At 66.8% G+C, this 12,349-nt stretch carries 11 protein-coding genes; 8 read left to right on the forward strand and 3 right to left on the reverse strand.

The genetic code is table 11. The annotated features are described in order from the left end of the window. Entirely contained in the window at nt 1-879 is an 879-nt protein-coding gene (gene meaB, locus AC4ELS_RS26985) for a methylmalonyl Co-A mutase-associated GTPase MeaB (RefSeq protein ID WP_064885435.1), read from the forward strand. Here meaB and AC4ELS_RS26990 read toward each other — a convergent pair. Genes AC4ELS_RS26990 through AC4ELS_RS27000 form a run of 3 tightly spaced genes read right to left on the reverse strand, consistent with a single transcriptional unit; the run spans nt 868 to nt 3,815 of the window. Next, nucleotides 868-1,434, reverse strand: coding sequence for a TetR/AcrR family transcriptional regulator (locus AC4ELS_RS26990; protein ID WP_498883370.1), 567 nt, complete (start codon nt 1,432-1,434; stop codon nt 868-870). The genes meaB and AC4ELS_RS26990 overlap by 12 nt on opposite strands. Nucleotides 1,435-1,451: 17 nt before the next feature. Next, nucleotides 1,452-3,077, reverse strand: a complete 1,626-nt coding sequence (locus tag AC4ELS_RS26995; protein ID WP_499050065.1) for an FAD-dependent oxidoreductase — start codon at nt 3,075-3,077, stop codon at nt 1,452-1,454. A gap of 12 nt (nt 3,078-3,089) precedes the next feature. Continuing rightward, nucleotides 3,090-3,815, reverse strand: coding sequence for an IclR family transcriptional regulator (locus AC4ELS_RS27000; RefSeq protein WP_064885397.1), 726 nt, complete (start codon nt 3,813-3,815; stop codon nt 3,090-3,092). Nucleotides 3,816-3,945: 130 nt separating this feature from the next. On the opposite strand from AC4ELS_RS27000, the gene AC4ELS_RS27005 reads away from it, so the two are divergent. Genes AC4ELS_RS27005 through AC4ELS_RS27035 form a run of 7 tightly spaced genes read left to right on the forward strand, consistent with a single transcriptional unit; the run spans nt 3,946 to nt 12,343 of the window. Then, the gene (locus tag AC4ELS_RS27005) at nt 3,946-4,860 is read left to right on the forward strand and encodes an alpha/beta fold hydrolase (protein WP_055116029.1); all 915 of its coding nucleotides are present in this window, start codon (nt 3,946-3,948) and stop codon (nt 4,858-4,860) included. Beyond that, nucleotides 4,853-6,532 (forward strand): bifunctional 3-(3-hydroxy-phenyl)propionate/3-hydroxycinnamic acid hydroxylase, encoded by a 1,680-nt coding sequence (locus AC4ELS_RS27010; RefSeq protein ID WP_499050068.1) that lies wholly within the window; start codon nt 4,853-4,855, stop codon nt 6,530-6,532. The genes AC4ELS_RS27005 and AC4ELS_RS27010 overlap by 8 nt, the downstream gene beginning before the upstream one ends. After that, complete coding sequence (locus AC4ELS_RS27015; protein WP_064885402.1) at nt 6,489-7,412, forward strand: 3-carboxyethylcatechol 2,3-dioxygenase; 924 nt, start codon at nt 6,489-6,491, stop codon at nt 7,410-7,412. The genes AC4ELS_RS27010 and AC4ELS_RS27015 overlap by 44 nt, the downstream gene beginning before the upstream one ends. Continuing rightward, on the forward strand, nt 7,409-9,193 hold the full coding sequence (locus AC4ELS_RS27020) for an FAD-binding protein (protein ID WP_499050071.1): 1,785 nt from the start codon (nt 7,409-7,411) through the stop codon (nt 9,191-9,193). The genes AC4ELS_RS27015 and AC4ELS_RS27020 overlap by 4 nt, the downstream gene beginning before the upstream one ends. After that, entirely contained in the window at nt 9,190-10,497 is a 1,308-nt protein-coding gene (locus tag AC4ELS_RS27025; protein ID WP_463804764.1) for an LLM class flavin-dependent oxidoreductase, read from the forward strand. The genes AC4ELS_RS27020 and AC4ELS_RS27025 overlap by 4 nt, the downstream gene beginning before the upstream one ends. A 2-nt stretch (nt 10,498-10,499) precedes the next feature. Beyond that, complete coding sequence (locus AC4ELS_RS27030) at nt 10,500-11,342, forward strand: coniferyl-alcohol dehydrogenase (protein ID WP_499050075.1); 843 nt, start codon at nt 10,500-10,502, stop codon at nt 11,340-11,342. Nucleotides 11,343-11,356: 14 nt separating this feature from the next. Continuing rightward, entirely contained in the window at nt 11,357-12,343 is a 987-nt protein-coding gene (locus tag AC4ELS_RS27035; protein WP_499050125.1) for a cyclase family protein, read from the forward strand. The last annotated feature ends 6 nt before the right edge of the window (nt 12,344-12,349 follow it).

Raw genomic sequence — 12,349 nt, forward strand, 5'->3', positions numbered from 1 at the left:
ATGACGAAGCACAACATCGAAGAGCTCATCGCCGCAGCGCGCGGCGGGTCCCAGCGCGCTGTCGGGCGTCTGCTGAGCCTGGTCGAAAGCGACCGTCGCGGTGAGGTTCTCGCGGTGCTCGGTCCCGCGTCGCCGCGCGTCATCGGAATCACCGGACCGCCCGGCGCGGGGAAGTCGACAACGGTCGGCGCCCTGGTCGGCGCGTACCGGGAGCGTGGCCTGCGGGTCGCGGTGCTCGCCGTCGATCCGTCATCGCCGTACAGCGGCGGCGCGCTGCTCGGGGATCGGATCCGGATGGCCGCCCACATCAACGATCCCGACGTGCTGATCCGCTCGGTGGCCACCCGTGGGCATCTGGGCGGGCTGGCTGCGGCGGTACCCGCGGCGATCCGGCTGCTGGCCGCTCTGGCCTACGACCTGATCGTGTTGGAGACCGTGGGTGTCGGCCAGTCCGAGATCGAGATCGCCGCGATCGCCGACCCGACCGTGGTGATCCTCAATCCCGGTGCGGGCGACGCCGTCCAGGCCGCAAAGGCCGGCCTGTTGGAGGTCGCCGATCTGGTGGTGGTGAACAAGGCCGATCGCGAGGGCGCCGATCAGACCGCCCGCGATCTGCGGGCCGAAGCCACCGTGCCGGTGCTCAAACTGGTTGCGGCACAGGGGGAGGGCCTGGCCGAGCTGGTCGAGGCCATCGATGCCCATCACCGCGCCGACACCGCTGAGCGGCGCACCGCCCGGGCCCGCACCCAGATCCTGTCACTGGCCCAGACGCTACTGCGTAACCATGACGAGTTGGACGGGCTGGCGGCGGCGGTGGCCGACGGCACCACCGATCCCTATACGGCGGCAGCACAACTGATCGCCGACTCAGCCCGCTGAGTCGGGGAGCCCGATCACCCGTCGCATGGTGGACAGCAGTTCGGTCTGCAGGGCGTCGTCGTCGAGATCGGCTACCAGCGGATGCATCACCGCGGCACTGATCACCCCGGACAACACCGCAGCATGGACCCGTGCACCGTCGCCGGACTGGTCACCGAGCATCGCCGCGTAGAGCCGGTCGATGAACTGCTGGAACGGTTCGTGTTCGGCCAGCAGTCGCACCACGACCGGGTCGAATTGCAATGTGCTGGCAGCACGCCGACGCGAGACCGCCATCGTGATCACGCGGGTGAGAAGGATTTCGCGGGCCCGGGTTGGTGAACCTTCGGACTCGGCCGCCTCCAGCGATTCTTCCAGCTGGCCGAGTTCGCGTTCGGTCAGCGCGATGACGATGGCTTCCTTGGTCTTGAACTGGTGGTAGACGGCGGCTTTCGTGACACCGATGGCGTCGGCGATCATCTGCAGGGAGGTACCGCCGACGCCGTGGTCGGCGATCAGCTCGAGAGCCGCATCGAGGATGCGGGTCTGCGCCGCACTGCGCGGGGTCCCGAGCACGATTCGACCGTAGCCGATCAGCTCACCGACTTGCCTGTCGCTGCGGCGTAGCCGCTGCGATAACCGAACACCATGGCGGGGCCGAGGGTACCGCCGGCTCCACCATAGGCCTTGCCGGTCACCCCGCCCATCGCGTTGCCGGCCGCGAACAGGCCGGGGATGGGCGCGCCGTTGACGTGCAAGACGCGACCGTCGCGGTCGGTGCGAGGTCCACCCTTGGTGCCCATAGCACCGATCTTGACCGGCACCGCGTAGAACGGCGCGGTGTCGAGTGGCCCCAATGTCGCGCCGGCCGGCGTGGCGGCCGAATTGTCGCCCCAGTACCCGTCATACGCGCTGGACCCACGGCCGAAGTCAGGGTCGACCTCGTCGGCGACGTTGTCATTCCAGCGACTCAGGGTCGCGGCCAGGCCCTCGGCGTCGATGCCGGTCTTGGCGCCGAGTTCGGCGAGCGAGGCCGACTCGCAGAACCACTCCGGCACCGGGGCACCGGGTTCGACGCCGAGGAAGCCGTAGCGCTGCAGGTGCACGGAGTCGAACACGATCCACGCCGGATCATTGGCGTAGCCGAGCTTGGGGTCGAGGTACTGGAATGCCCCGGCCATCGAGTTGTATTCGCCCGCCTCGTTGAGAAAGCGCTTGCCGGCCCGGTTCACGATGACGCTGCGCGGCCGGGTCCGTTCCAGCCGCACGCTACGGCTACGGGGGTGCCCGTCGATGGTGTCCCCGGGGAGCTGCACGATCGGAACCCACCACGCCTCACCCATGTTGGCCAGGTCGGCACCGTGTGCCATGGCCATCCGCAGCCCGTCGCCGGTGTTGTTCGGTGGTGACACCGCGCCGCGCATGGGCCCGCGCAGATAGGCCTCGACCAGCTTGGTGTCCCATTCGAATCCGCCGGTGGCCAGCACGACGCCGCTGCGGGCCCGCACCGTGATATCTGCCCCGTCGACGCTGATGCGCACGCCCTCGATCCCGGTGTGGTCACCGATCAGTTCGACGGCGCGGGCCTCGGTGACCGGTTGGATGCCCTGGTCGAGCAGCCCCCGCAGCAGGCCCGCGATCAGTGCGGTGCCGGCCACACACAGGTCGGCGTCCGGGTCGTCGTGGACGGCGTGAATCCGGGCGCGAGTTTCGGCGTCGATCCCGACATTGCTGAAATCGGCGGGGAAGGACGTGATCCGGTCTCGCCAGGCGCCGAGCTTGCCCTGATCTACCGGGCCTGCGCTCAGTGACCGGCCACCCCCGGGCCGGCCGCCCGGTAGTTCGGGCTTGTAGTCGGGAAAGCCCTCGGCGACGGCGAAGCGCAGCTCGCTGTGTTGCTCGACGAAGTCGAGCATCGCCGGACCGGTCCGGACGAAGGTGTCCACAAGGTCGCCATCCAGGTAGCCCAGTGACTGGGCCTGCAGGTAGTCCACTGCGTCTGAGACGGGAAGCGGTCCGTCTGTGCTGCGGTCATGGGCGGGGATCCACACGATGCCGCCGGATACCGCGGTCGTGCCGCCGACGGTCGGGGCCTTCTCGTAGATCGCGACCGACGCGCCGTTGGCCGATGCCGTCAGCGCCGCGGTGAGCCCGGCGCCGCCGCTGCCCAGCACGACGACGTCGACTTCGTCGTCCCAGTCAATTTCGGTACGGGTCAATGTCTTTCCCTTTCAGTACAGGATGGTCGAGAGTTCGTTCGCGGCCCGGACCACCGCGTCCTTGCCGCCCATCACGACGTCTTCGCGGTGCGAGATGAGGTTGATGCAGGTGGGCGGTGACGGTAGGCGCCGGCGCACGGGAACGGCCAGGCCGTACGTGTTCGGTTCGATCTCGCCGTGGGTGATCACCCAGCCTCGTTCGCGGGTCTGCCGCACCAGTTCACGTTCACCGGGGCGCGGCGGCATGCTCGCCAGCAACGCCACCCCGGCCGCGCCCAGTTCCAGCGGGTGACGGCTGCCTTCGTGGAAGGACAGTTGGTAGAACACCTGCGTCGGGACGATCACCGCAACGGCCACCTGTTGATCGCCCTCGGCCACCAGCAGTGACACCGTGCTGCCGAGCTCGTCGGCGAGTGCGCGCAGGGTCGGGACACTGAGCTGACGCATGTTGTTGTCGAACGAAGAACCGAGTGCTGCCAGCCCGGCGCCCGGCCGGTAGCGACCGTCTTCCCCCTTTGCCACATAGCGGAATTGGCTCAGGGTGGCCAGTAGCCGGTAGGCGATCGTGCGATGAGCTCCGACATGGTCGGCGACCTGTTGCACGGTGAGCCCGGTCGGGGCTGCGGCGATGGCTGCGAGCGCGCTCAGTCCGCGCGCCAACGTCTGTGAACCGGGCACCCCGGTGGGGGAGCCGTCGGTCTTCGATTGTGCCTGCGACGGGGTTGCCTTGGCCGGCATCGCGCCCCTCCTTGACAGATAGAACCGCGAGAGTGATGCTCTGATAATAATGCACGCTGATGTGCGCTATATGAGCAAAGTGCTTACAAATTTGGAGAATAGCATTCTCATTACCTCCGGAGAGGGGAACATGACAAGCACAGCCGCCGGGCCGGCATCCGGTTCCGTTTCGGCCACCGAACACGAGAGCGTCTGGGCTGATCTCCAAGGCGTCGCGTTCTCGCAGGGCTACCTCGATGTGGGCGGAATCCGTACCCGCTACCTGCACGCCGGTGACCCGAAACTGCCCGTGCTCGTGCTGCTGCACGGGTCGGGCGGACATGCCGAGGCGTATGTGCGCAATCTGGAATCCCACGCGGAGCACTTCTCGACGTGGTCGATCGACATGCTCGGGCACGGCTACACCGACAAGCCGGGGCACCCGCTCGAGGTGTCCCACTATGTCGATCACCTCATCGGTTTCCTCGACACCATCGGTGCGCAGCGCGCCCACATCTCGGGTGAGTCGCTTGGCGGTTGGGTGGCCGCCCGCGCCGCCGCGGATCATCCGGACCGGGTCGACCGTCTGGTACTCAACACGGCCGGTGGCTCGCAGGCTGACCCCGAGGTGATGAAGCGGATCATCACGCTGTCGATGGCGGCCGCGGAGAACCCGACCTGGGAGACGGTGCAGGCCCGGATCAAGTGGCTGATGGCCGACAAGACAAAGGATTACGACGACATCGTGGCGAGTCGTCAGGCGGTCTACCGCCAACCCGGTTTCGTCGCCGCGATGAGCGACATCATGGCTCTGCAGGATCCCGAGATCCGGGCGCGGAACCTGCTGGGGGAGAAGGAATACGGATCGATCACAGCCCCCACCCTGGTGTTGTGGACGAGTGATGACCCGACCGCCGATGTCAGCGAGGGCCGCCGGATCGCGTCGATGATCCCCGGTGCGCGGTTCGAGGTGATGCCGGACTGCGGGCACTGGCCGCAGTACGAGGACCCCGAGACGTTCAACCGGCTACACCTGGACTTTCTGCTGGGGTCCGAACGTGGCTGACGAGGTCGACGTCCTCATCGTCGGCGCTGGGCCGGTAGGTCTGACCCTGGCGAATATCCTTGGCATCCAGGGTGTCCGGACCCTCGTGGTGGAGGAGCGCGACACTCTCATCGACTACCCCCGCGGGGTCGGACTCGACGACGAGTCGCTGCGTACGTTCCAGTCCATCGGGCTGGTCGAGGCGGTCCTCCCGCACACCGTGCCCAATCAGATCCTGCGGTTCTACGACGGCAACCGCAGGCTGCTGGCCGAAATGGCGCCTCCGGACGCCCGATTCGGCTGGCCCAAGCGCAACGGCTTCGTCCAACCACTGGTCGACGCACAGCTGCTGATCGGGCTGGACCGGTTCGACCATGTGCAGGTGGCCTGGGGTCGCCGGATGGAATCCGCGGTGGAGACGGCTGACGGGGTGACCGTCGAGTTCGGCCCGGACGTGCCCGCCGTGCAGGCGCGCTACGTGGTCGGGTGCGACGGCGGACGCAGCGCCACCCGCGGCATGATGGGGGTGTCGTTCGACGGCACCACCTCAGCGACCCGCTGGGTGGTGGTCGATCTGGAAAATGATCCGCTGGGGCACCCGAACAGCGAGGTCGGTGCCGATCCGGACCGACCGTACGCCTCGATCTCGATCGCCCACGGTATTCGCCGGTTCGAGTTCATGATCCACGCCGACGAAACTGACGAGCAGGCTGAGGATCCCGAGTTCGTGGCGCGGCTGTTGGCACCGTTCGTCCCGCATCCGGACAAGGTCGACGTGATCCGTCGTCGCGTCTACACCCACCACTCCCGGATAGCGGGGAACTTCCGCAAGGGCCGGTTCATGCTGGCCGGCGACGCCGCGCACCTGATGCCGGTGTGGCAGGGTCAGGGGTACAACAGCGGCATCCGGGACGCCGCCAACCTGGGTTGGAAGCTGGCCGCGGTGGTCAACGGCCAGGCCGACGACGTACTGCTGGACAGCTACGACAGCGAGCGCCGCAAGCACGCCCGGGCCATGATCGACCTGTCCACCCTGGTGGGCCGGGTCATCTCGCCCACCAATCGCAAGGTTGCGATGGTGCGGGACAAGCTGATTCGCGGGGCATCGGTGGTTCCGGCGCTCAAGCGCTATGTGCTGGAGATGCGGTTCAAACCGATGCCGCGCTACGACCAGGGGGCGGTCTACCACCCGAAGCCGCCGACGGCGGACTCGCCGACCGGCACGTTGTTCATCCAGCCCCGGGTCGACACCCGCGAGCAGGCAGGTGTGCTGCTCGACGACGTGATCGGGCTGAACTTCGCGGTGCTGTGCTGGAACAACAATCCGCGCGCATTGCTCGGCGAGCAGGCCTATGCGCGCTGGAAAGCCCTTGGCGCGAAGTTCATCGCGGCCCGCCCGCAGACGCAGTTGTTCTGGAGCGGGCACGATGCGGACGCCGACGACGGCTCCGTTGTGATCGTGGGGGACCGCACGGGTGCGCTCAAATCCTGGTTCGACGTCCACGCTGAATCGGTGCTGGTGCTGCGCCCGGACCGGTGCATCGCCGGCGCCGATATCGCCCAGCGCGCCCCGGAACTGAGCGACGCAGTGTTCGACGTACTGCATGTGCGGGAAGGAGGAGTGAACGATGCCGGTAGCCCTGTGCTGTATGTCCCACAGCCCACTGCTGAATCTTCCGGGTCCATCGGCTGATCTCCTCGAGGAGATCGGAACAGCGGTCGGGAGTGCTCGCGCGTTTGTTGCCGACTACGACCCCGAGCTGGTGGTCACGTTCTCGCCCGACCACTACAACGGGTTCTTCTACCGGTTGATGCCCCCGTTCTGTATCGGCACCGCCGCCTCCGGAGTCGGGGATTACGGGACGCATGAGGGTGCGCTCGACGTCGCCGGCGATATCGCCCAGCAGTGCGCAGAGGCGGTGTGGGAGTCCGGGGTCGACATTGCGATATCGACCAGCATGGACGTCGATCACGGCACCGTGCAGCCGCTGCAGGAACTGTTCGGTGAAGCGACCGCGCGTCCCATCGTGCCCATCTTCATCAATTCCGTGGCCACGCCGCTCGGCCCGCTGTCGCGGTCGCGCGCCCTCGGCACGGCCGTCGGCGCCTACCTGGCCACCCTCGACAAGCGGGTGCTGGTGCTGGGATCCGGTGGCCTGTCACATGATCCGCCGGTGCCGACGCTGGCCACCGCGCCGCCGGCGGCACTGGACCGCATCGTGCACGGGGTCCCGATGACCACCGAGCAGCGCATGGCCCGGCAGAGCGCGGTGAGCCAGGCGGCTCACGATTTCGCCCACGGTGACAGTGCGCTGCGGCCGTTGAACCCCGACTGGGACCGCGGCCTGCTGGAGATCTTCGACGAGGGCCGGTTGGCCGATCTGGACGGCTGGTCCAATACTTTCATCGCCACCGAAGGGGGCAACTCGGCGCACGAGATCCGCACCTGGGTGGCTGCGTTCGCAGCGCTGGCAGCCAACGGGCCGTACCGGACGGAAAACCACTTCTACCGGGCGGCACCGGAATTGATCGCAGGATTCGCAATCAGGACGGCGGTAGGAATCGCAGCATGAGTTCAGACACCAAGACGTTCGACGAAACGGTCGACGTGCTCGTCATCGGGTCCGGGGGCGGTGGTATGACGGCCGCGTTGGCGGCCGACTCGGCCGGTCTCAAGACCCTCGTGGTCGAAAAGTCCTCCCACTTCGGCGGTTCCACCGCACTGTCCGGGGGAGGCATCTGGGTGCCCGGGGCGCCGTCACAGCGTCGTGCCGGCCATGTGCCCTCTCCGGACGGCGTGTTCGACTACCTCAAGCAGATCACCGAGGGCACCGTCAGCGACGCCCGGCTGCGCAAGTACGTCGAGGCGGCGCCGGAGATGATGGACTTCCTCGAGCGCAACAGCGAATGGTTCGAGTTCGTCTGGAAACCGGGCTACGCCGACTACTACCCGGAACTGCCGGGTGGCTCCGCCCAGGGCAGCACCATCAACGTCCCGGCGATCGACCTGCGCAAGCTCGGCGAACACGAGCAGGAGCTGCTCGCCCCGCTGGCCCTGGCGCCAAAGGGAATCTGGTTCGCCCCCAAGGACCTTCGACTCTTCTACCAGATCCGGCAGAACTGGCGCGGTAAGGCCGTGTTGCTCAAGCTGATCTGGCGGATGGTGCGGGCCCGGGTATTCGGTGACCGGATGGCCGCGATCGGCCAGTCGCTCGCCGCCCGGATGCGGTTGGCGCTCAAGCAGCACGACATTCCACTGTGGCTGGATGCGCCGATGACCTCGCTGATCACCGGAGACGACGGAGCGGTGCTCGGCGCCGTCATCGAAAGGCACGGCAAGGCGCTGCGGGTCCGGGCCACCGGGGGAGTGATCCTCGCTTCCGGCGGCTTCGACCACGACATCGCGTGGCGCAAGGAGCATCTGCCGGTGCTCGAGAAGGATTGGAGTTTCGGCAATCCTGCTGCCACGGGCGACGGTATCCGGGCCGGAGAGAAGGCCGGCGGTGCCACCGAACTGCTCGATGAGGCGTGGTGGTTCCCGGCCATCTGCTGGCCCGACGGCCGGCTGCAGTTCATGCTCAACGAGCGGATGATGCCGTCGCAGTTCGTGGTCAACGGCGAGGGCAAGCGTTTCATCAACGAGGCTGCTCCCTACATGGACTTCGCCCACGCGATGATCGAAGGACAGCAGTCCGGGGTAGGGCACATCCCATGCTGGCTGGTCACCGACATCGACTCGTTCCACCGGTATGTGGTGGGTGGGCATCTGCCCATCCCGAAGATCCCGTTCGCCCCGGTTCCGACCGGGCGCAAGGTTCCTGCGGCCTGGCTGGATTCCGGTGTCGTCGTCGAGGCACACAGCTGGCAGGAACTGGCCGGCAAGATCGGTGTGCCCGCAGAGAATCTGCAGGCCACTGCCGAGCGGTTCAACCAGTTGGCACACGGCGGGCACGACGACGACTTCAACCGCGGTGACAGCGCGTACGACAACTATTACGGGGACCCGACGCTGTCCAACCCGAATCTGCGTCCACTCGGCAAGCCGCCCTACTACGCGTTCCAGATCATCCTCGGCGACCTGGGCACCTCGGGCGGGCTGCGCACCGACGAGAACGCGCGGGTCCTGCGCACCGACGATTCCGCCGTGGACGGGCTCTACGCCGTGGGCAACGTCTCGGCCGCAGTCATGGGTCGCAGCTATGCGGGTGCGGGCGCGACCATCGGACCCGCGATGACCTTCGGGTATGTGGCAGCCCGGCACATCGCCGATCGCCAAGCCGAACAGCCTGTTTCACCGGCCGCCAACCAATCAGTCCAGGACACCGTCAGCAACCCCTCAGGAGGAAACCGATGAAGATTTCGCTGTTCTACGAGTTCGCGCTGCCGCGGCCGTGGTCCGACGATGACGAGCACCAGCTGTTCCAGGACGGGCTTGATGAGGTGGAGGCCGCCGACAAGGCCGGCTTCTCCACCGTCTGGCTCACCGAGCATCACTTCCTCGAGGAGTACTGCCACGCCACCGCGCCGGAGATGTTCCTGGCCGCGGCGAGCCAGCGCACCAAGGACATTCGTCTTGGCTTCGGGGTGATGCACCTGCCGCCGCCGATCAACCACCCGGCCCGGATCGCCGAGCGCGTCGCCACCCTCGATCACCTGTCCAACGGGCGCGTGGAGTTCGGCACCGGTGAGGGTTCCTCGGTCGCCGAGTTGGGCGGGTTCAACATCGACCCGGCCGACAAGCGCACCATGTGGGAGGAAGCCCTTGAGGTTTCGATCCGCTGTATGACCGAGGCGCCGTTCACCGGTTTCAAGGGTGAGCATGTCGAGCTGCCGGCCCGCAACGTCATCCCCAAGCCGCTGCAGAGCCCGCATCCGCCGGTCTGGGTGGCCTGCACCCGCCCGTCGTCGGTGCAGATGGCCGCTCAGAAGGCCATCGGTGCGCTGAGCTTCGCCTACACCGGTCCCGAAGCCTTGAAGGAGCGGGTTGACGGGTACTACAAGGAGTTCGAGGAGCAGGGCGCACCCGTCACCCCGGCGATCAACCCCAACATCCTCGCCATCGGCGGTGACCTGTCGATGATGGTGGCCCGCTCCGACGACGAGGCACTCAAGCGCCTTGGCATCGGCGGCGGCTTCTTCTCCTTCGGCATCATGCACTACTACCTGACCGGCATGCATACCCCCGGCCGGACCAAGGTGTGGGAGCGGTACGAGCAGGCGGTCAAAGAGGATCCGACGCTGGCCTATGGTCCCGGACGTGGCGCCATCGGCTCGCCTGACACCGTGCGCGAGTTCCTGCGCGGTTACGAGGCCAGCGGAGTGGACGAGATCATCCTGCTGCTCAACCCGCGCAGCCACGAGGGCACCATGGAATCGATCGAGATCATGGGCAAGGAGATCCTGCCCGAGTTCATCGAGCGGGACGCAAAGGCGGTGGCGGACAAGGCCAAGCGCCTCGAACCGGTGATCGAGAAGGTCGAGTCGCGTCGCCGCCCGTCCGACGCCCCGCTGTTCGACGAGACCTACGCCTTCGGCGGTCTGCCCACCGGCCGCGACAAGTTCACCGCCGGTGAGATTCCCGAGGCGATGGCCGAGATCAACGAGGGCCGGGTCAAGGCAGCCCAGGCGGAGAAGACTGCCCGCGAGACCTCCGGCTGACTGTGACCGCACTGGACGAGTTGGTGCGCTACGACGGGAAACACGTCGTGGTGACCGGCTGCGGGTCTGGCATCGGAGCCGAGGTCGCCCGTCAACTGGGTGAGCTCGGCGCCCGGGTGACGGGGCTGGACATCCGGCCGCCAGAACATCTTCCCCATGCGTTCGTCGAACTGGACCTGGCCGACCAGGCGTCCGTCGACCGTGCCGCCGGTGCGGTCGACGGGCCGGTGGACGCCCTGTTCAACGTGGCCGGTGTGTCCTCGGGGATCGGCAACCCACTACTGGTGGTGCGGATCAACTTCCTGGGTACGCGGCAGCTCACCGAGGCGGTGGAGCCTCGCCTCGCCGTCGGTGGATCGATCACCTCGGTGTCCTCGTTGGCGGCATCGGGGTATCGGGAAAACCGTTCGCTCACAGCGGGGTTGGTCCGGACCACATCGGTCGACGACGGGCTGCAGTGGTGTGCCGACCATCCCGAGGCGCTGGCCGACGGTGGTTACCGGTTGTCCAAAGAGGCGACGATCCTCTACGGGATGCGGCGGGTCGCCGAGCTCGGTGCCCGCGGGATCCGGATCAACTGCACTGCACCCGGGGTGACGCAAACGCCGATCCTCGACCAGTTGCGCTCCGCGTACGGTCAGCAATACCTGGATTCGTTCACTACGCCGTTGGGTCGCAACTCCGAGGCCGCCGAGCAGGCGTCGTTGTTGACATTCCTGGGCAGCCCAGCCGCCAGTTATGTCACCGGGCAGGTGATCTGGGCCGACGGCGGCATTCTCGCACTGCGGGAGTCGGCACTGGTCGATGCTGTAGTGGACACCGCGACTACCGAGCAGGGGAGCTGAGCTTGGCCGGGACGATGCGTGACTTCCGCAAGGTCGCCGACGACGTGCGGAACTGGGGTCGTTGGGGCGACGCCGATGAACTGGGCACCCTGAACCTGATCACGGCCGACAAGGTCGCCGAGGCGGCCTCGCTGGTGAAACGCGGCAAGGTGATCTCACTCGGTGGAGACTTCGGGTCCAACGGGCCGCAGGGCGCGTTCAAGTTCCGGTTCAATCCGGTCCACGTCATGACGGTAGACGGTGGCGACGCTGAGACCCTGGTCAGATACGCACCCGAGTGGGCGCGCAATTCTGTTGCACAGGAGCTGAGTTCGTTCTTCGCGGACAATCCGTTTCGATTCAACGATGACATGATCACCATGTCGCTGCAGGCCGCCACCCAATGGGATGCGCTCTCGCATGTCTATTACGAGGACAAGCTCTACAACGGGTTCCCGGCGGATTCGGTGACCAGTTTCGGCGCCTATCACTGCGGCATCGACAAGGTGGACGGTAAGGGCATCGTGTCGCGGGGGGTGTTGCTCGATGTGGTCGCTCACCGAGGAGAGCAAGTCTTTTGTCAGCCCGGCCGACCCATCACGCCGGCTGAACTCGATGACATCGCGGCCGCGCAGGGTGTGCAGATCGGCCGCGGTGACATCGTGGTGGTGCATACGGGTTGGTGGACCCGCTTCCTTTCGACGGGCGATGGGCACGAACCAGGATCGGGCCTGGACTGGCGTTGCGCCTCATGGCTGCACGACCACGAGGTGGCCGCGGTGGCCGCAGACAACCTCATGGTCGAGGATCCTGATCCGGCAAATGGGATCGAGGGAACGTTCCTGCCAATGCACATGCTGTGCCTGCGTGATATGGGCCTGATGCTCGGCGAGTACTGGGATCTGACCGGCTTGGCAGCCGACTGCCGCGCCGACGGCGTCTACGAGTTCCAGCTCATCGCACCGCCGCTGAAGGTCGTCGGGGCCGTGGGTGCACCGGTCAGTCCGATCGCGATCAAATGAGGAAAC

The organism is Mycobacterium shunyiense (assembly GCF_058270035.1).